Raw genomic sequence first — 21,020 nt, 5'->3', positions numbered from 1 at the left:
GGTAGTTTATGAAACAAACCGAATTGCATTTGTACCGTAGTTTAACCAATTCGGAAAAGCTATACAGTCGGGCCATCATCTGGCTGCCTTTACTCGTGACAGTCTTTAGTATCGCTTCAGGGATGTTGTTTGACATTCATCTTGGTACGTTAATCTTATTTTTGTTCTGTTACAGCTGCACCGTTTTCGGGGTGACAGTCGGTTTTCATCGATTGTTAACACATCATTCATTCAAAGCAAAACGATGGGTTAAGATTGTATTTGCTTGTTTTGGCAGTATGGCTTATGAAGGGCCGCCATTCTTTTGGATCGCAGCCCATCGAAGACATCATAAATATACAGAGACCGAATTTGATCCGCATTCGCCTATGTCCGTAAAGAAAGGAGGGTTGCGTGGTTTTTATCATGCACATATGGGATGGATGCCTCATCATACTATAGAGAACTGGCGATATTATCTCGGTGATTTGCTTCATGATCGTGATTTATTATTTATCAATAAATACTATGCCCCCATTGCTTTGAGTGGAATAATTATTCCTGGAGTGATCAATGGCTTGATGTATATGAGCTGGTATTCTTTATGGGAAGGAATAATTATTTGTGGATTTGTCCGGATCTTTGTGCAACAACATGTCACTTGGTCCATTAATTCTATTTGTCACATTTGGGGTAAGAAGGACTTTAATACGCAGGATAACAGTAAAAATAATTGGCTCTTGGCGATCCTTGCCTATGGCGAAGGTTGGCATAATGGACATCATGCTTTTCCAAGCTCTGCCAAACATGGACTGAAAAAAGGGCAAATTGATGTTTCTTATCTGTTGATATTTTTACTATTACGTATGGGGTTGGTCCAAGAAATCAAGTTACCTACAGAGGAACAAATAAAACAAAAATCTATAAAATAATAGAGTGTCACCCACTAAAATTTATACTTCATTGCAATTCTTGGTCAGAGCGGGAAATAACGTAGGTCATGCTCAAATCAGACCTACGTTTTACTGTGGGTTAAAAAGCTAATTAAAGATACAGCGAAGGTTGTATTTCTGCAAACCGCGCGCGATCGCGTTCTTGCATTTTTTCAGCCGCCTCTTTCTCCGCTTGCTCTTGTTCTTGTTGGGTTTGTAGTTTCATGAGCTCGATCATATTTTGCGTTTTTAATTCTTGCAAAATTGCAGCGAGTAAAAAGTCCGTAGTTGATTGTAAGCTTATTTCTTGCACAGGTTGTGGTTGTTGTTGTGCTCCTGGTTTTTTTGGGGCTTCCTTTTGTGCTGATGGGGCTTTTTGTTTTTGATTAAAAAAAAGTGGTGTTCGTTGATGAGAATCAGGTTGATTGGTTTTATTTTTTCCATTGACTAGACGAGCATTTGTATCCCTTTTATACATGGTGATCTCCTTTTCCTTGAGTCCCTTTTAGATTAATCTAAACATTAAATTAAATGCAAATGTTTTTTTCAAAATTAACAAATTTTGTGTTTTTGTGATTGATGTTGTTCATTTTGATTTTTTATTTCGTTTTACGGCTAATTTTTAAATAAATAGGTTGGAAAAGAATTACATCAGTATGCTAAGAATGGCAGAGCAAATGCTCTGCCTGAAATGTTGAGGCTCAGTTGGAAACTATAATGGCTCAAATTACAAAGTCAGAGCAGTAGAAAGAGAGGGCGTATGTCCAAGTTTGATACCACTAAGAATTTCCTCAAATATGACATAGTTATTATGCGAACCGGTGTTAATTATAGGGAATACTATATGGTCGAAGAAGTGAGCCCGTTTTGCAATTTCTTCACCATATATTGTTGCCACTATGGTCGGATCATTTTTAAATGCGCCACAACCCCAAGCGCCTAAAATTGCATTGGGCTGTTTTTCAAGGATGAGGGTGTCTAATTGAGCTGCAATCCGCCGCCTGAGATCTGCGGTGTATTGTGCCTTAGCCTGAGGATTCAGTCCGTGTGGTTCAATGGCAAATTCTGGAGCTGCTGATCTTAACTCATAAAATGGGAAAATCTCTGTTGGATGCATAAAAGAATAACTCAAGCCACTGTCTGCAACACGGTGTGCTGCCGTAAAATCACCAGTCTCCGTAGGCAGTGTTATTTCTGGTCCCCTGAAACATACCCTAGGTGTCTGGCTCAAAAATACTTTATGTCCTGAAGAGTCTGTTTCTCCGCCATGTTTTTTTAAGGCTTCCAGTTCCTCTGCCGTCATTTTGAGTCTAGCTTCTAACAATTTTCTTGCGGTGTCATGGTAGCGAAATGTCTTAGAGAGTTGATCGACAAAAACCATTGGATCCATCAAGGATTGAGCACAGGTGCTTCGATGCCACATATTTTCTTCTTGGGCACTTCCACCTTCTAAAGCAGCCCCTCCAGGGAATACCGGATTGGCCATATTGAGTACGGAATAAGGTTTGCCATGTTTCTTGGTTGCTTCATGTGCCGCAACGCCCCAATCTTGAGGCACCACTTGCACCGCTTTTGGTGGCACTATTTTTTTTAGTGCCCATTGGCTTAAATTAATGTGAGCCTGTTTTTGTAGCTCATTGAGTTTAGCCTCATCAGTGACGTGCTCCAATGTTTTTTCCATGCTTTTATGTCGCCATCTACTTCCAGTATAAGAACCCGTAACGAAATTGGGTCTATGAGCGGCATATACTTCGCGCACTGTAGAAACATTATTCGAAGGTTTCGATCTATAAAATCTTGCAAGTCTCGACATCATTTTTCTATCCTTAATTACTGATACCTATACTCCGTCTTCAGCATTCATCTTTTTAAAAACACGATGTGGCTGTTTTTATTAAGCATTCACTTTTCGATAGAATAAAAGTAATAGTCAAATTCCATAGGTACACAACAGCTTCGAGTGTTATCAGATTGATTGTTCCTTAATCCAAATAGCACTCTTTGATTTTTGTTTTTATTGGTAAATGTTTCGAATATGCAACAAGGTAGGGTTACTCTCTAAATCGCATTATTCTAAGCAATTGTATCCTTCCTATTTATTTCTTAACACAACATTGATTAATGTTGTGCCAAAACGAGTAAACCAGAATGCTCAAAAAAAGTCAACTTTGCTTTTTTACGATAAAAAGACGAGCATTTAAGGTCAGAGAATGAAGGTAAATGGAGGAACAAAATGCCTTGCACAACACAATGGGAGCTGCCGGACAAGCGTATAAATCAACTCTTGGGGCGCCATGACCATTAATAACTAATATTTTAGTATAAATTCATCCTAACCTATTAATAAAAGGCGAAAAGCATAAGTTAAGCGTTAAGGTTTTGCGTTCTTGATTATTGCCCTGGAAATGAGGAAAAGCCAGAAAAGAACGGTTTTGAAAGTTGATGCTTATACTAGTAGAGCTAAATTTGCTCATAATGTCTTATTGATTTCAACAGGTAAAATGAGGTGGCACAAACTATAAGAACTGGAATTGGTTGAAGCATGGAGTTTAAGAATATTTTTTGCCAGATATAGAGAAAAAGATTAATTATAAATATTAATGTTAATAGGGGAGTATCAATCGTTTTCATTTGACTGATTATAAATGGCAAAGCGACAACGATAAGAATTAAGGAATGATGAGACTCTACATGCGGATTAAATAAAAGCATGTATAGAGAAGAAAGCATGTATAAGAAAAAAGGAAAAAGACGGTTGTCTATTTTTTTCTTGACCTGCCACGAAAAAACAATAGTCAAAATTGAAAAAATTAAACGAATAATAAATTGCGCATAATCAGAAATATTGCTGTTTGTAAAAAGGAAAAATAAATTAAATACATGTGGAAATTGGGGGCTTGATAAGAACCTGTATCTTAAAATCAGTTCGATGTACTCCTGGTTCACATAGTTTACGTTACTAATAATATAGGGAAATAAAATAAAAAAGAGTGAAAAACAAATTATTTTAAACTGTAATTGACGATGAAATAAAAACATTAAACCCATAAAAACAATAGCCAATGGATCTAAGAATACTGAGAAGCAGAGAAGAAAGGCGCATTTCGTATATTTCTCATCATACCAGGCAGCAATGGCAAAGATCATACATGAAATCATCAATATGTCTGCTTGTCCTTGTGTCAATGGTCCTTGAGCGACAAGAAGAGTTATCCCAAAAAACATAAAAAGTTTTTTTCTTGTAGTAATTTTAAAAAATTCTAAAATTTTAAATAATGAAGAATACAGCGCAATAATTAAAATTATTTTCCAAATGATCAAAAATAATTGCGGGGGGAGTATTGAGAGTGGGGTGAAAAAAATTGCACTTTGGGGTAAATACACAAAACAACCAGAATAAAGGGATAATCCTTTTAACCAATAGTTAGCGGCATTATAGTAACAGGAGTAATCATGAATCATGCTACTGTTAAAGGACATATAAACAGTTTGGATGAGCAGTAGGATGAGATGAATAGTCAGCATAACAAATAGAGCTTTGTTTGTATGCCTAATAAAGTTTAGTTGCTTTAATAAATTATTCACTGTGGCTATGTGGTAATTTTTAGTTTTCTGAAACTACTCGTAATTACTTGATAACTAGGGTATGAATCTAGAATCAGATCGATTATGAGTTATAAATTATAGAAAATATCTTCAACAAGTCACTTCTAAACGCTACAACCAATAAAAACAATAAAATCAACTGCTTATGAATAAACCTTCTCTGCCAATTGTTGTCATTTATTGCCATTATTCGTGGCGTAGTGTCCCATGAGCGTCCTAAGAAATCAATTACTTTTTAGACTTCGTTCTATTGTTAAATGAGTAAAGACTGGTGTTAAAAAATGATTTCTCTCTTTTTAAATAAGCGTGATGAACTAAGAAATAGCCCCTTTAAAGCTTAGCTGCTCTTGGTAAAACGTTCCGTCAATGGAAAGAGGAGATAGTACGTATGTGTCGTTTTAGAAAGTTTAATTGAATTTCGCCACAAACCAGATTGGAAATGGCTCCCCGGACAAGACTCGAACTTGTGACCTAATGATTAACAGTTATAAAACTACGGCTTTTAACCACTTTTACCAACTTTTAAATTATCCTAACAACCCTTTGTTTATAAGGCCTATCGGCTTTTTTTATAGCACAATTACTTTTATTGTGTTTTAATCATTCCTTCGACACATATTCGACACGTTTGAATAAGAGGGAAAATGAAAATAACAAAATCAGCCGTTGATAAACTACCTTTGCCTGTTTCAACGACTCTGGGTAGAACGGCACAAAAACGATATTACGATGACGCAATGAAGGGATTTGGTATCAGAGTTACCTCCGGTGGAACTAAGGCTTTTTTTGTTGAAAAACTGATAAAAAATAAACTGTCTCGCATTACTTTAGGCCGTTATCCTGAACTGACAGTTGAGATGGCAAGAAAGGAAGCCCAAAAGCTGCTCGGGCAAATTGCGACTGGAATAGATCCAGTTGCTGAAAAGCGCGCTGAAAAAATGCGTCAAATTACATTAAACGATGTATTTAATGATTACATTCAAGTCCGTAAATCACTAAAACACAATACCCTTTATAATTACAAAAAGGTATTAGCCACAGGATTTGCAGGCTGGGTTAATAAACCCCTTCTTGGTATCACCAAAGATAGTGTTGCGAAACATCATAAAAAATTAGGGCAAGAACATGGAGAGGCTTACGCCAATTTAGCCATGCGTCTACTGCGCGCCCTTTTCAATTTTGCGGCTGGTCAATATGAAGATTCACAAGGTAAATCATTGATTACCGAAAACCCGGTAAAACGTTTATCACAAACAAGAGCATGGTATCGGGTTGAGCGTCGCCAAAGTTTTATTAAAGCCCATGAATTAGCTGCTTGGTATCTTGGCGTTCAACAATTACAAAGTGCGGTTTTGCGAGATTACTTAATGTTAATCATACTCACGGGATTGCGACGTCAGGAAGCCGCGACTTTACGCTGGGATCAAGTTGATCTAAACGCCAAAACCTTAACCGTACTTGATACTAAAAACCATGAATCTCACACCCTACCTCTTTCTAGCTACCTCTATGAACTGCTATTATCACGCAGCCAAAAAAGGATTAATGACTATGTTTTTCCTGGCACGGGAGCAGCAGGTCATATTATTGAGCCGCGGAAGCAAATGGCTAATGTAACCAAGCTCTCAGGCATTCATTTTACGGTTCATGATTTAAGACGAACATTTATTACTATTGCTGAGGGGCTGGATATCTCAGCTTATGCTTTAAAGCGTTTGATGAACCATAAAATGAACGGTGATATCACAGCCGGGTACATTGTGACCGACGTTGAGCGGTTGAGAAAACCGATGCAACAAATTACCGATTATTTTTTAAAGTGTATGGGTGTTCAACCATCCGCAACACTAGTAGCAATTCGACCACAAGAAGTAGTTCATGAGTAATAAACTCCACGTTTTTGCACGAGCTTATTCTGAATTCAAAATTGGTGCACAGGTTGTGCCCCAATTACGCCACAAGCTGTGTCGCAATTACAATAAGGACATATTGTATGCCTGGCGCAGATGGTTAAAGAAGAGCGTAAAGGGCAGGATAAAAAATATTTACATGAAATTTTAATAAAATTTTTTCAAATTAGACAATGTCTGTATATAATATAACCATGAATACATTAAGGCGTGACAACCTATATTCCCATATGAAAGCCGGCTTCGTTTACCGGAGAGAGGACTTGTTATCTTTTTCAAGCAATCTGGATAGAGATCTCAATATCTTAGTAGAAGCAAACAAACTCAAAAAGCCAGCAACAGGCTTATATTACAAACCAAAGCAATCTCGTTTTGGATTACTACCACCGACTGATGAGGCGCTTGTTAAAGGTTTTCTTAATAAGCCCTTTCTCATGTATTCATGGAATGATTACAATAAATTGGGTTTAGGACTAACACAACTTTATAACCGGGTAGTTGTTTATAACAGCGAACGTCATGAGGATAAAAAGCTTGGAAATCGTGTTTTCTCTTTTAAACGCCCAAGTAATGGTTTCCCAACTAAACTGACTAAAGAATTTTTACTGGTGGACTTATTGAACAATGCGAAATATTTAACGGAAGATGTAAGCCAATTACAATTAAAAGTTGCTAAAAACCTCGATCAGTTTGATAAAGTCCAGTTGATGAAACTATCTTCCAAATATGGCAAAGTTGCCACCAGAAAATATTTACATACCCTCCTTGGAAACTAATATGTTGTAAAGCGTCATCAAACTGGAAAAAATGATAACATTGGGTTATCATATAAGATAACATTGGGATTAAATTAAGTGCATTGGACTGTTGATTTTTATAATGAGTCTGTAGAGGAAGCTATCTTGGCAATGCCTCCAAAAATTCAGGCTCGAATGCTTAAGCTTCTGGAGTTAATTGAAAGGCATGGCGCCAATCTTGGGCCACCCCATACAGAGGCGATGGGTAATGGCTTGTTTGAAGTTCGTGCAAAAGCTCAGGAAGGCATTGGCCGATCGCTTTATTGTTATATGAAGGGTAAGCATATTATGGTTTTACATGCTTTTGTAAAGAAAAGTGCAAAAACACCAAAGCAGGAGTTGAATTTGGCTTTGCAGAGAAAACGCGAGGTGGAAAAATTATGAGCCTTAAAACATTAAAAGAGAAAGCACTTAAAAATGAGGACGTAAAGCAAGCCTATGACGCATTAGAGTCAGAATTTGCATTGATTGACTCATTACTTTCGATGCGTCAAAAAGCGGGATTAACTCAAGAGCAGCTTGCGGATCGCATGGGAACACAAAAAGGAAACATTTCTCGACTGGAGAAAGGGAGCAGCAATCCAAGCTGGAAAACATTGGAAAAATACGCGCATGCTTGTGGTTTTGATATCTCCATGGCATTTAAGCGAATTGCACCATAACGCAAAAAACTGCGGGACATCGGGGACAAGCGGGACACCCACGTCATTACAGGGTTTGAGCTGCCCCAATCTTATATTGTACTGATGGGACGTAAGGGACACATTGATTTTAAAAACTATTTTCAGCATCAATCAATATCATTCGATAACACTTCTTTGAATACGATCTTTTCTCCTTGACAATCTTTGAGGGAATACGAGATACTTTTTCCGAGCTTGAAGTAGAAGCTTTTATAGCCAAAAGGCTAGTGAATATCAATTATTTGTCCAAGTCTAATCGGATAGGCATTTGAATTCATCTCCAAGGATGGTACAGGTCGGCATTATGCTGAATGAATAACCAATTGCGGAGATCCCTATGTCTGCTCAAAAACCATCCCGTTTACATTTATTAAACGAATTTGAATCTGCGCCACATTCTGCGCTTTTTAATCAACAAACGATTGCTGCGGTATTAAGCTGCTCCACCCAGTTACTTGAACGTAACCGTTGGGCGGGTGGTGGTGTTCCTTATTTAAAAATTGGACGCAAGGTGTTGTACCGAAAAAGCGATGTGTTGAATTTTCTCCAACAACAAAAAATTTATTACTCAACCAGTGACGAAGGTCAGTTACAGCTTATTGAGAACGCATAAATTTAAAATTCGTCAGAATGAATATGCTTCATTCCGATGGTGTGATTGTTGTTTGGAGAATAATCTATGTCACAAAATCATGTTGTTGAATTAGCCAATGCAAAGCAGCGCCCAATTATCTGCGACTATGCTGGTGGTCGCTTTCGATTAACTGCTGAGGGATTAACCTTTATCGGTATTGATAAGGATGGCAACCCATTATCACCTCGGTGGATATGCGCGCCATTGTATGTCGTTGCAAAAACTCGAGATGCTCAGAGTGGTGAATGGGGTCGTTTGCTGGAATGGCAGGACGATGATGGCATCACTCATCAGTGGGCGATGCCACTGGCTTTGTTGCAAGGTGATTCATCCGATGTAAGGAGAGAGCTGGCAAGATTGGGATTGAGTATTTCTCCCAATAGGACTGCTCGCGATTTGTTAGCCTCCTATTTACAGGTCTTTCCAGTAGACGCACGTGCACGATGTGTTGATAAACTGGGTTGGCATGGCGATGTTTTTGTAACAGCATCCCAATGTATCGGGCAATCAACAGAAAAAATTGTCTTCCAGAATATCAATTCCATTGAACCAGCAATGTCCGCTAAGGGTAGTGTTGAAGAATGGCGAGATTCAATAGGTCGGTTGGCATCAGGCAACTCAAGACTGGTATTTGCCATATCTGTAGCTCTTGCACCTGTACTGGCAAAGATTGTTGGGGAAGACTCAGGCGGTTTTCATTTCCGAGGCGCATCCTCATCAGGTAAAAGCACTGCATTAAGTTTGGCCGCTTCTGTTTGGGGAAACCCACAATCCTATTGCCGTTTATGGCGAAGCACCACCAATGGACTCGAAGGCTTGGCTTCATTACACAATGATGGATTGCTGATCCTTGATGAACTCAGCCAAATTGATCCCAGAGAAGCAGGGGAGGCAGCTTATTTGCTGGCCAATGGTCAGGGAAAAACACGTGCTTCTCGTACTGGCACAGTCAGGCAATCTTCTCGATGGTCTTTATTTTTCTTATCTGCTGGTGAAGAGTCTTTGACGGCACTCATGGCAAAATCAGGACAGCGCATTAATGCAGGTCAGGAAATCAGGTTTGCTGATATTGAGGCAGATGCAGGGTGCAAGATGGGGATCTTTGAAACCATTCATGATCAACTAAGCCCAGCCAGTATGGCTTTATCGCTAAAGAAATACAGCAACCGATATCATGGTGCAATCGGTATGGCGTGGTTGAATCAAGTAGTTGCCAACCGACAAACAATCAGCCGATTTATCACCGACACCATTCAAACCTTTGTTGATGCAGTCATTCAACCCGATGCAACAGGTCAGATAATCCGTGTTGCCAGACGCTTTGCATTAGTTGCAGCTGCCGGAGAACTCGCCAGTCAATTTGGCCTGACAGGATGGCAAAAAGGCGAATCTTTCCATGCTGCAAAGACTTGCTTTATTGCATGGCAGGATGCTTTTGGGGTTGATGGCCAACGCGAAGATCGTGCCATTATGGCGCAAGTACGTGCCTTCTTTGAATCTCATGGCGCCAGTCGTTTTGATAATGCTAACTCACCCAACAATGACAAGATTCTCAACCGAGCAGGATTCTATCATACAGATAACGAAGGGTTTCGAATCTATATGGTGTTAACTGAGACCTACAAAAATGAACTGTGCAAAGGCTTTGATCAACGCACTGTGACCAGGGTTTTATTACAAGCCGGCTGGCTGAAACCCGCCTCGGATGGCAAAGCCTCACACAAGCCAAGAATCAAAGGAGTTGGCACACCAAGGCTGTATGTTTTTACCGGTAAAATTTGGGGAGGTGAATAAAATTGACTATACCAGTGGTTTTCCCGTTGAGCACCGAAGGTGCGAATAAGGTTCGTGAAGTTTGGTGACCAGCCTGCTGGTTAGCTAACTTCACCTATCTTGCCCTGTATTTTGAAATTTATTTTAGAACCGTGTTTTGGTAATTAAGCGTAATTGTTCGTTATGTAACGATTAGTAACGAAAATAATCATGAATAAACAAAAATAAATAATAAATTACCGAAAATTACCAAAAGGGCTTTACCAGTGACCGAAAAGGTCAAAAATAAATAGAAATAAACGATAAAACGCAAAGGATTGAATAACCAATAATATGGAGAGTAGATACCATGAAAAAATCCTTAACAGAAAACATAATGACTTCTAAACAGAGCCAACAAAGAACGAACACCAGAAAAAATAAAGTGGAATTTCTTGCGTTATGTGAAGACATATCCGAAGCCTTGGAAAAAGGATGGTCGATTACCATCATCTGGGAAACGCTTAGGGATGAGGGACGCTTCACTGCAACTTACAATACGTTCCGCTTATACGTATTGAAATACCTGAATGGCCAAAAGCCAGGGTATTCTCGAAATGATTTAATTGATCGAGCGAAGTTGTTGGTTGAAAGGCCATTGAAGAAGAAACTGTCAACCCCAATACCCAGTTTTACTTTTAGTCCTACGGAATCCTGAGAATCTATTCTGATTATTTAAATCTTTCTTAGAGGGGCAAAGTATTTGTGATTAAAGAAGAAAAATCTTCTCTGACTTAACCTCAAAATGTCCCTTAAGCCCCACAATGATATTTTAAGGTGGGGCGGTTATAACCCAATGCTGGATGAGATTCCCATAAGTCCCATTTGTCCCTTTCATTATTTGTTAGTCTGCAATAAATAAATGCTTGTTCCCTGCTGCTAGCAGCTGGGTGGCTACGTACGTTAAAAGATTTTATGTCAATACTAGGCTAAAATATTCTCAATAAATCATGGATATCTGAGTGCTTGGAAATATGTTTAAATCAACGAACCTTGATGATGTAGCACAAAAATATTTTAAAAATTATGAAGTAGAAAGTACAATTTCTTGGTTAAGTAGCTTATTAACTTACCCTCAATATCAAGAGAATCAATACAGAATTGAGCAGTTAATATTATATGGATTAATGTATTGTGATGGAAAGAAAAAATTCTCCTACAATTGTCTTGAAAAAACTATTAACAATAAAAAAATTTTTCATATCCATATGGAAGGCCCTCATGAGGATGTCTTTATCTCAAATATTAACTCAAGACATGGAAGCTTTAGAGTTTTTACAGGTCTTCATACGAGTATTGATTATTTTTTGCAGGAAATAATTGAACTTTGTGAAACTCATCCCAGTAAATATGGGCATGTTGCTAAAGAAATGTACTATCTATTGCTTTTAAGTGAAAAATTGGCAGATAAATTTAATTTGGAACGTTGGTGTTATGGAAAAAGTTCTGCCCAAAAAAAAATTCATATACCGAAGAAAAATAAATTAGAAATACGAAGAAGATCCTTATATATAAAAGATAGCGACTTAAATAAATTTAAAATAAATTTATCCTTCTTTGAAAATTTCATTTCACCTTTAAATAAATTAAAAGATACAGGTAGATTACATAGATATCCTTTTTTTAAGACAGCTCAGGGAAAAATGATGCTACTTATCCCCTCAGCAATATGTTATTCGTTATGCTTATATTTCGTAGAAAACGTAAATAAGCAAAATAGATTAAGAGAATTACACGTCGACATAAGTAAAGCCCGCACAAGAAAGATACTTCAAGGAGAGCTTATAAGAAAATTTAACGCTTATTATCCAAGAATTTGTCTTCTGCCATCTCCAAATTTAAATGTGATAATGATTGATGATTTTGTCTTAGAATTTGATACAAACAAATTTTGTCACGTGATTATTCTGAATGAAGATTTAAGCAAATTTAACGTTAATAACTTTAATACTCCATATTCGTTTAATGAACAGCAGGAAAATTTTATCAATCAAAGAATCAGAAGTATTTCTAGTTACTTATATAATAGTTTTGGATTGGGTGGTGGATTAACTCTGATAATACCCTGTGGTTATACTCAAGGGTTATATCTAGAGTTAGACAAACCATTAGAAAATAATTGGTATATTTGTTCATTGTCAATCGCTGAATTTCAGTTTTTTCCAAAGGACGGATCTAATCAATTATTAAAGATTTGGAAATACTTACGTTCAAAAGAAAATTTATTGAGAAATGGAATTAATCTAATTAATCCAGATAAATTTACTAATGAATATGCATATTGGGTTCAAAATGGATATTTACTAGCTCCTTCTGATTGTGAGTATCCCGCATCACAAACAAGTATGATTACACTTAGTGCTGATGTCTCGGCGGTATATTGCATTGAAAAAAGAAAAATACAAGATGCCCACTCTGTAAGAGCATTTAAAGATGGAGCATATAGTAAAGTAGTTCGTTTGATGCAAAATAATATATATGAAAAAAATAAAAATTTAGATATTTACGTTGCTGAGGATGCATTAGAATTAGATATTCTCCTTGGATTAGTCAAGATTGATGGAGCGCGAATATGGTTGGCAATTAATGGAGAGTCATTTTCAAATGAGCTGAAAGATTTATCGTATCATTTATGGGAGAGCATTCTTAATAAACTTTTTCAGAGCTCTTATATTTTTTGTGGAGAATTGAAGGCAAGAAATTTTGATCAGATAAGTATTCAATTATTTTTTGAGCATCCAGAAGAATGGGCAAGTACGAGAAATATTAATAATAGCAACTTGTTTGACACTAAAGTTGACAAGATAAATAAGAAAATTATTATTGTTTTAAAAAGACAACTATTATTGGAATTAGGTAAGCCGGTAAATACTGGCGAAAAGTTATTGCTCCAAGAGTGTTTAAAAGCATTATTTTTTTTAATAGGAAAAGATCTTGGAAAAACAGACATTGAAAATATTTTAAGTAAAATTTTTCCTAGTGAGTATGCGCGCCACATACATTTTATTAGAGTCAAAGAACTAAGTTTTGAAATCGCATACAAAAGCCTCAGTAAAAATAGAAAATTTCTTATACAACAAGAAGATCTTTCTGAAATCAATCTTGGATTGGCAAGAAAAATAGGGATATCAAGGATTCCCCAAATCATAGATAACTCTCAAGATTGTAAAACTATATTTGACAAAATATGGTTATTTTTGTTCAAAGAATTGCAAAAAAATATCCGGCAATATAATTCATTTTCATTAGTATTTAACTTATTAAAAAATATAGAAATTCTGTCTTTAGAATCAAGACGCTTAAAAAATACATCCAAGTCTATAGTAATTGATTATGGCGAAGATGGTCTCTTAGCCTCATCTAAAGAGGAGTCTCTTAGAGCAATTACGTCTATAAGTTGTAGAATATTGATAGAGATGTCACTTTGTCCAATTACACAAGATTGTAAAGAGGCGTCTCAATCAGATATTGACCATCTTATGGCATTAGCTTCAGAGATGTATTCATATGCAAACAGTTCTGATTCAATTCATTATAATTTAAATGACTCCTGCCAAGTCCGAATTCATAACAACGGACTTATTTCTATGGATTTAAATGAGTTAATTTCAGTAACGAATGAATATCTAACTGGTTATTTTTTAGATACATTTGAAATTTCAGAAAAAGAATATAATGAATTATACAGTGATCATATTAACTATTTGGAGCAAGGAGATCTTTTTGAGTTTGAAGAAGCTTTTTACAACGAATATCAAATTCAATTAAGTGATTTTACAAAAATTTTTCAAGCTTTAATTTATTTTTCTGAAAGAAAAAAGTTAGCAGTAGTAGAGATTTCAGTAGGATCACTTTTAGATAAATTGAAAGATACAGTAAATTTACAAGTTGTTAAGTCGTTTGTTAGTAGGTTCTGTTTTACACCTAGGACTGTTTGGGAATCAACTAATCAAGATAGTAATTTTCCATGGCGTTTCCAACGAAAATTATCGCTCTCATTTCAACCAGTAATTTTGATTGAAAATAAATTAGATTTTAAGCAATCAAAGTTAATTTATGGTATTCAATTTATTGAAAATTCATTTCGTAATATTTTTTCTGGTATCGAGCAAGGCTGGATAGATAGCTCAATATTTGATAGTAAAAGAATGAAGAGTTTATTAGGTGCTAAAGCAGAGCAATTAGGAAATGAATTTGAAAAGTTAGTGCATAATATTTGTTTAGATAACCAATGGAATTCTAAGCACTCAGTAAAAATGGAGTTTTTTGGCGCGCCTTCTAAACTCGGGGATGTTGACGTTTTAGTCTGGAGTAATCATAGTAATAAAATTTATGCTTTAGAATGTAAGCGGTTAAAAATGTGCCGGACAGCACGAGACATTGGCCGTTTACTTTCAAAATTTAGGGGCGACCCGTCAAACAATGATGATAAACTCACCAAACATATTAACAGGGTAGATTGGTTAAATAAAAATATTGACACAGTATGTTCGAAATTAGGGATAACCCAACAGATAATTGAGATTAAGGCACTGGTAGTAACTAATAGATTAGTCCCAATGGGTTTTATTAATAATGCTCATTTATCTAAAGTTGAATTTATAACACTAAATGACATTTCATCATTGGTATGCAAATGACATATCTGAAAAATCCGTCCAAAGTTTTGTATTCTTGATTAGTGTCCCCTGATTTGGGGAAGAGCCCAGTATCTTACTTCAAACTTCGACACATGTTCGACACGTAAAATTTAAGGTTTGATTGAATTTCGCCAAAACCCAGACTGGAAGTGGCTCCCCGGACAAGACTCGAACTTGTGACCTAATGATTAACAGTCATCCGCTCTACCGACTGAGCTACCGGGGAATAGGGTCGGAATCTTAAAACGATTCTGATTGAGGGTCAAGTAGATTTAAGAATAATTTTTTAAAATCTGCTTATTGATGGGGTTTTTGCCCCCCTCATCTGCCCTTTGGGCACCTTCTCCCCCTTGGGGGGAAGAAGTAATGGTGGAGCTTAACTGCAAAAACGTTGTAGGCGGTTTAAGGCATCTTTTAATATGTCCATGCTGGTTGCAAAGGATAAACGGATGCAGCCTTCATTGCCAAATGCAGATCCAGGTACTAAAGCGACCCCTTCCTTAACGAGTAATTCTTCAGAGAATTCAAGATCATTGATATAACCGCGCGTTTCAATGATTGCTTGTACATTTGGGAAAATATAAAAGGTACCATCAGCGGGAATCACTTCTATTCCGGGTATTTCTTGCAATCTGGAAGCGACAAAGTCGTGTCTTTCGCGAAAGGCTTTAACCATTTCTACGACGCTCTCATTTCCACCTGTTAGTGCGGCGACAGCGGCTCTTTGTGCAATAGAACAAGGATTGGATGTTGATTGGGACTGGATGGTTTTCATCGCATTCATTAAGGGGGCAGGACCTGCTGCATAACCGATACGCCAGCCAGTCATCGCATACGCTTTGGAAACGCCGTTTAATACAATAGTGCGCTCATATAATTCAGGACATGCATTCAGAATGTTTGCAAAGGGTTGGCTCCAAAGGATATGTTCGTACATATCATCGGTCGCAATAATAATTTGCGGATGTTTTTTCAAGACTTCAGCCAATGCTTTCAACTCATCTAGAGTGTATGCTACTCCCGATGGATTGGATGGGCTATTTAAGAAGATTAGTCGTGTTTTGGGGGTGATGGCTTTTTCAAGTTGCTCGGCATTGATTTTATACCGTTGTGCCGGAGTTGTAGAAATGATAACCGGAGTCGCTTCAGCCAATAACACCATATCAGGATAAGAGACCCAGTATGGCGCAGGAATAATGACTTCATCACCTGGATTAAGCAGGGCCTGGCAGAGATTGTAACAGCTTTGTTTGCCACCCACGGAAACTAAAATTTGATTGGGCTGATAATCAAGACCATTATCTTTTTTAAATTTGTTTTTAATCGCATCTTTAAGTTCAGGTATGCCATCAACAGCAGTATATTTGGTGTACCCTTTATTAATGGCAGCAATAGCGGCTTCTTTAATGTAGTTGGGTGTGTCAAAATCGGGTTCGCCGGTACCTAAATTAATGACATCATGGCCTTGAGCACGCATTTGGGTAGCCTTTGCTGCTACGGCCAAAGTAGGTGAAGGCTTAACTTTTTGCACGCGTTTTGCTAATGCGATATCCATTTGTTGCTCCTGTGAGATATACTAATAAGATATGAAAGATTTATTTAAACTATATGCCGATTACAAGCCTGCTGGCGACCAGCCGGCTGCCATTGCCTCATTAATTGAAGGCTTGGAGTCTGGTTTATCCAAACAAACCCTGTTAGGGGTTACTGGCTCGGGCAAGACCTTTACTATAGCACATGTTATTCAATCCATGCGTCGTCCTGCCTTGATTATGGCGCCCAACAAAACGCTTGCTGCTCAGCTTTATGGCGAATTTAAAGCATATTTTCCCGATAATGCGGTGGAATATTTTGTTTCCTATTATGATTATTATCAGCCAGAAGCTTATGTGCCTGCTTCAGATACCTTTATTGAAAAAGATTCTTCTATCAATGAGCACATAGAACAGATGCGTTTGTCTGCAACCAAAGCCTTAATTGAACGTAAAGATGCGATTATCATCGCAACCGTATCTGCAATTTATGGTTTGGGTGATCCTGATTCCTATTTACGTATGGTATTACATCTTTCCCGTGGAGAACAATCCGATCAGCGTAAAATTTTAAGGCGACTTGCTGAAATGCAGTACACCCGCAGTAACTTATCCCTGGAGCGTGGCCAGTTCCGCGTGCATGGCGATATTATCGATATTTTTCCTGCAGATTCAGAGCGTGATGCCATACGTATTGAGTTATTTGATGATGAGGTCGAAAACATTGCGCAATTTGATCCACTCACGGGTGAAATTTTGCGCCGTTTTCCCCGTGTTACTATTTTCCCTAAAACTCATTATGTGACGCCTCGTGATCGTATTTTGCAAACCGTAGATTGGGTCAAAGAAGAATTACAAGAGCGCCTGGCTGAATTTAATGAACAAAATAAATTACTCGAAGCCCAGCGTTTGGAGCAACGCACTAATTTTGATGTGGAAATGATGTTGGAATTGGGTTATTGCTCCGGTATTGAAAACTATTCCCGTTATTTATCGGCGCGGGGAGCAGGTGAACCACCGCCAACTTTATTTGATTATTTGCCTGAAGAGGCGCTGCTGATTATTGATGAATCTCACGTTACTGTACCGCAAATTGGCGGCATGTACCGCGGTGACCGCTCGCGTAAGGAGACGTTGGTACAGTATGGTTTTAGACTGCCGTCGGCCCTTGATAATCGACCGCTACGCTTTGAGGAGTTTGAAGCGCGTTCACCCCAAACGATTTATATTTCCGCAACTCCTGGTTCTTATGAGAAAGAGCATTCAGATAATGTTGCAGAACAGGTCGTGCGTCCGACTGGTCTTGTGGATCCCGAAGTGGAAATTCGCCCTGTGCGCACGCAAGTTGATGACTTAATGTCTGAAATTCGTCTGGTGGTCCAACAAAATGGACGGGTGTTAGTGACTACACTCACGAAACGGATGGCCGAAGATTTAACCGATTATTTGAATGAACATGGTGTTAAAGTACGCTATTTACATTCAGACATTGATACGGTGGAGCGCGTTGAAATTATTCGTGACTTGCGCCTGGGCGTCTTTGATGTTTTGGTGGGGATTAATTTATTACGTGAAGGTTTGGATATGCCCGAAGTTGCTTTAGTTGCTATTCTTGATGCAGATAAAGAGGGCTTTTTACGTTCTGATCGCTCTTTGATTCAGACTATAGGGCGTGCGGCACGAAATATGAAGGGGCGTGCCATTCTTTATGCGGATAAGATCACTGGTTCTATGCAAAGAGCGCTCGAAGAGACCGACAGACGACGTGAAAAGCAAAAAGCATTCAATGAGGCACATGGAATCATACCTAAAGGGATTAACAAGTCCATAACCGACATTATGGAAGGTGCTTATCAAGGAAAACGCAACATTGCGGTTGCAGAACCCAGTCCAGAATATTTGCATTGGTCAACTCAGGAATTAGTGAAACACATTAATACTTTGGAAAAACAAATGTACTTGCATGCAAAAAACATGGAGTTTGAAGCGGCAGCCAAGGTTAGAGATGAGTATTTTTTATTAAAAGAGCAATTAATGAAGTAACTGGCTGATTGCACTCAAATTGGAGCACATGAAAGGAGCCCGACAGACATGGATTATGAACCCTGAGGTTCAAGTGGGTAGCGGATGTATCGGTTCAGGCTTCCCACTACAAGGTGGGCTTGCACAACGCCGATTTCAGGATGCTCCCCATGCTGTTAGCATTGGTTCTAAAATCTCTCGCTATCGGGTTAAGTTGATTATATCATGGCCATCTCGCTTAAAGTCAAGCACGGCCTTGCCTATTCTTAAAAATGGGGGTGTTCACCTTCCTTATCTTCATTTTCCTGTTCTTTTTTGGAAGACTGCATCAGCGAGCGAAATCGCTGACTGGCATTTTGAAAAGACTCTTTTAATGAGGCACCTATTCGTTCAAAAAGAGGCGTAATGGCGTTTTGCATCTTGTCTACCAGAGCAGAAAGTTGCGTTTTTACTTTATCTTCATAGTGAACTACCAAGTGTTTTAAGTGCTCCAATCGACCTTGTATCCGTTCTTTTAAATCGTGAATAGCATCCTCTAATTTTCGTGTTTGTTCGCTTCTTTTGGGCGGTTCTATTATTCCTAAATGAATTAATTTTTTTAACTTTGACTTAGAAAGTATGCTACTGGCTTCAGGAGGTGCATTTCGGGGTTCATGCTTTTGCGAGACATCATATAGCTCATTTTCAACATTTTTTTTATTTTTTGTGGCTAACTGCTGATGGTGGCCTTCTATTTCTCCAGATAGAGTGGGATCAGGCGCATCTGCAATAGTGGTTGCAGCTGCTTTAACACAGTTGGCAATTATTTTTTCCATTCCGGGTAACTTTTCACAGCCCCTAACGATTTTTCCTTTGCTATCCAAAATAAATGGATTGGCATCATCCGTAGCGAATGTAATATCAGTCACGGTGAAGTTCAAAGGAATGTATGCATTTTCACGCTCGCAACGGCCTCTAAGCGCTGCATAATTTTTTGAATTATCCTGTAGCTCATTGAGTCTTTCGATAATTTTTTGTGCATGAGGTGATAATCCTTCCTTGGTTTTTGCCAAACGATAGACTGGAGTTTGTTGTAATGCCCCATGAATTTGGAATGCTGCATCATAATTTTTTTGCGTCATCAGTTTTTCGGCCATGAAAAGATAGCGCTCCATCACTATGGTTCGTTCGTCGATTGATTTTCTCGATAGAATATCTTGGACTACAGAATCCACTACTTTATCATAGCTTTGAAAAAGGGCGCGTGAACGTGCAGAGTCTTGTAATATCTTTCGACGTGCTGCTTCAATATAATAATCCAATGGCATGGTTTGCATTTGCTCAACCGCAGCGACTTTCTCAGCAGATTCCTTGTTCACTTGTTCAATCAGCTGCTGCTGTTCTCCCTCAGGTAGCCCTTGTTGTTTTATGCCTTCTATTTTTTGCGCTGTTTCAGTTTGAATTGCTTTGATGGTCAGTTTTTTCGCTTTTTGATATCCATCTTCTTCTGCTGCTTTAAGAACACGCTCTTGGAACAGTTGGCGCTCTGCTCGGATATAATAATCCAAGGGTATGGTTTCCATCTGTGTCACCGCTGTGATTTGTTCGGCAGATTCTTTGATAGCTTGTTCAATCAACTGCTGCTGTTCTTCCTTAGGCAATCCTTGTTGCTTTATTCCCGCGATTTTTTGCGCTGTTTCAGTCTGTACTACTTTGATGGCCATGTTTTTGGCTCTTTGTTGAATTTCAGTGATTTGTTCGGTGGCTTCCTTATTGGTTTGTTCAATCAACTTATTCTCTTCTTCCTCAGGCAGCTCTAGTTGTTTTATTTCCGCTATTATTTGTGCTGCTTCCATCTGCACCATTTTGATGGCCTGTTCCTGAGCTTGTGGACTATCATTTTTTTCTGCTTCAAGCGCTTTTTCTCGATAATACTGATTCAAGCTAAACGCATTTAAAATGCTTTTAGCAAAAGTGTTTGATCCTTCTGCGGTGATGGCAACAAACGTATCCATCATTTTATTCATCAGGTATCGATTGATATGCTTCATGGCTCTCAATTCCTGATTTTTTAACTGCTCGCTCTGAACTAACAATGCATCAACTGTTTCTTGAAATTGTGTAAAACCATGATGCTCTATCAATTTTTGACACCGCAACTGCAAATCCCCGATTTTAGTGGGACGAAATTCAGCAAGAAGCGTACGTATAGCGGATTGAAGATCCAATTCAAGGAGTTTTTCATCTGCAATGGTTGTCTCTTTCCTGCCTTCGTGGATTTCACTTAATTCGGCTACATCATCATCTAGGGCATCCAAAACAGAGAGGAGCTCCGGTTGCTGTTCTTCAGGGAGAATATCAATTGATCCTTCCATTTTTTTTATTAGTTCATCTAATTCTTTGATAATGTTTTCATAATTTTCTGGGGGGAGGTCTACTGCGTCATAAGCCATTTTCTACACCTAATTCTGTGACACTACAGTTTAAAAGTATA

General features: G+C 38.1%; 15 protein-coding genes, 1 tRNA gene and 1 other RNA gene. 10 read left to right on the top strand and 7 right to left on the bottom strand.

Annotated elements, in window-relative coordinates; genetic code table 11:
* The first annotated feature begins 8 nt into the window (after positions 1 to 8).
* Entirely contained in the window at positions 9 to 911 is a 903-nt protein-coding gene (locus BGO44_RS03585; protein WP_058511344.1) for an acyl-CoA desaturase, read from the top strand.
* A 112-nt stretch (positions 912 to 1,023) separates the two neighbouring features.
* On the opposite strand, the gene BGO44_RS03580 is transcribed toward BGO44_RS03585, so the two are convergent.
* The 3 genes from BGO44_RS03580 to BGO44_RS03570 form a co-directional block, all read right to left on the bottom strand.
* Positions 1,024 to 1,389 (bottom strand): hypothetical protein, encoded by a 366-nt coding sequence (locus tag BGO44_RS03580; protein WP_058511343.1) that lies wholly within the window; start codon positions 1,387 to 1,389, stop codon positions 1,024 to 1,026.
* Between the two features lie 249 nt (positions 1,390 to 1,638).
* Complete coding sequence (locus tag BGO44_RS03575; protein WP_058511342.1) at positions 1,639 to 2,727, bottom strand: poly(ADP-ribose) glycohydrolase domain-containing protein; 1,089 nt, start codon at positions 2,725 to 2,727, stop codon at positions 1,639 to 1,641.
* Between the two features lie 644 nt (positions 2,728 to 3,371).
* Complete coding sequence (locus BGO44_RS03570; protein WP_237760480.1) at positions 3,372 to 4,136, bottom strand: hypothetical protein; 765 nt, start codon at positions 4,134 to 4,136, stop codon at positions 3,372 to 3,374.
* A 1,025-nt stretch (positions 4,137 to 5,161) separates the two neighbouring features.
* On the opposite strand from BGO44_RS03570, the gene BGO44_RS03565 reads away from it, so the two are divergent.
* From BGO44_RS03565 to BGO44_RS03530, 8 genes are all read left to right on the top strand, one after another.
* Complete coding sequence (locus BGO44_RS03565; RefSeq protein ID WP_273198032.1) at positions 5,162 to 6,403, top strand: tyrosine-type recombinase/integrase; 1,242 nt, start codon at positions 5,162 to 5,164, stop codon at positions 6,401 to 6,403.
* Between the two features lie 287 nt (positions 6,404 to 6,690).
* Positions 6,691 to 7,203 (top strand): hypothetical protein, encoded by a 513-nt coding sequence (locus BGO44_RS03560; protein ID WP_242605371.1) that lies wholly within the window; start codon positions 6,691 to 6,693, stop codon positions 7,201 to 7,203.
* 78 nt (positions 7,204 to 7,281) lie between these two features.
* Positions 7,282 to 7,608 (top strand): type II toxin-antitoxin system RelE/ParE family toxin, encoded by a 327-nt coding sequence (locus tag BGO44_RS03555; RefSeq protein WP_058465846.1) that lies wholly within the window; start codon positions 7,282 to 7,284, stop codon positions 7,606 to 7,608.
* Positions 7,605 to 7,886 carry a helix-turn-helix domain-containing protein gene (locus BGO44_RS03550; RefSeq protein WP_058465845.1) on the top strand — a complete coding sequence of 94 codons (282 nt, stop codon included), beginning with the start codon at positions 7,605 to 7,607 and terminating at the stop codon, positions 7,884 to 7,886. Before BGO44_RS03555 ends, BGO44_RS03550 begins: the two co-directional genes overlap by 4 nt.
* Positions 7,887 to 8,244: 358 nt before the next feature.
* Positions 8,245 to 8,520: a helix-turn-helix domain-containing protein gene (locus tag BGO44_RS03545; RefSeq protein WP_058465844.1), complete on the top strand. Its 276-nt coding sequence runs from the start codon at positions 8,245 to 8,247 to the stop codon at positions 8,518 to 8,520.
* Positions 8,521 to 8,586: 66 nt separating this feature from the next.
* The gene (locus BGO44_RS03540) at positions 8,587 to 10,335 is read left to right on the top strand and encodes a DUF927 domain-containing protein (RefSeq protein ID WP_273198037.1); all 1,749 of its coding nucleotides are present in this window, start codon (positions 8,587 to 8,589) and stop codon (positions 10,333 to 10,335) included.
* A 328-nt stretch (positions 10,336 to 10,663) separates the two neighbouring features.
* Positions 10,664 to 11,011: a TraK family protein gene (locus tag BGO44_RS03535; RefSeq protein WP_131795550.1), complete on the top strand. Its 348-nt coding sequence runs from the start codon at positions 10,664 to 10,666 to the stop codon at positions 11,009 to 11,011.
* 304 nt (positions 11,012 to 11,315) lie between these two features.
* Positions 11,316 to 14,993, top strand: a complete 3,678-nt coding sequence (locus tag BGO44_RS03530; RefSeq protein WP_273198038.1) for an anti-phage protein Upx-like protein — start codon at positions 11,316 to 11,318, stop codon at positions 14,991 to 14,993.
* Positions 14,994 to 15,143: 150 nt separating this feature from the next.
* On the opposite strand, the gene BGO44_RS03525 is transcribed toward BGO44_RS03530, so the two are convergent.
* Positions 15,144 to 15,219 (bottom strand) — tRNA-Asn (locus BGO44_RS03525).
* A 150-nt stretch (positions 15,220 to 15,369) separates the two neighbouring features.
* The gene (locus tag BGO44_RS03520; protein ID WP_058511340.1) at positions 15,370 to 16,548 is read right to left on the bottom strand and encodes a pyridoxal phosphate-dependent aminotransferase; all 1,179 of its coding nucleotides are present in this window, start codon (positions 16,546 to 16,548) and stop codon (positions 15,370 to 15,372) included.
* Between the two features lie 31 nt (positions 16,549 to 16,579).
* Between BGO44_RS03520 and uvrB the strand changes: the two genes are divergently transcribed.
* Positions 16,580 to 18,568, top strand: coding sequence for an excinuclease ABC subunit UvrB (uvrB, locus tag BGO44_RS03515; protein WP_273198039.1), 1,989 nt, complete (start codon positions 16,580 to 16,582; stop codon positions 18,566 to 18,568).
* 32 nt (positions 18,569 to 18,600) lie between these two features.
* Here uvrB and ssrS read toward each other — a convergent pair.
* Together ssrS and BGO44_RS03505 are read right to left on the bottom strand one after the other, a co-directional pair.
* Positions 18,601 to 18,761: non-coding RNA, 6S RNA (ssrS, locus tag BGO44_RS03510), on the bottom strand.
* A 52-nt stretch (positions 18,762 to 18,813) separates the two neighbouring features.
* Positions 18,814 to 20,979 carry a RasGEF domain-containing protein gene (locus tag BGO44_RS03505; protein WP_273198041.1) on the bottom strand — a complete coding sequence of 722 codons (2,166 nt, stop codon included), beginning with the start codon at positions 20,977 to 20,979 and terminating at the stop codon, positions 18,814 to 18,816.
* Positions 20,980 to 21,020 lie beyond the last annotated feature (41 nt).

Source organism: Legionella sp. 39-23 (genome assembly GCF_001897665.1).
Taxonomy (GTDB): domain Bacteria; phylum Pseudomonadota; class Gammaproteobacteria; order Legionellales; family Legionellaceae; genus Legionella; species Legionella steelei.
The sequence above is the reverse complement of the archived record's forward strand: the minus strand, read 5'-3'. Positions and strand labels throughout refer to the sequence as shown.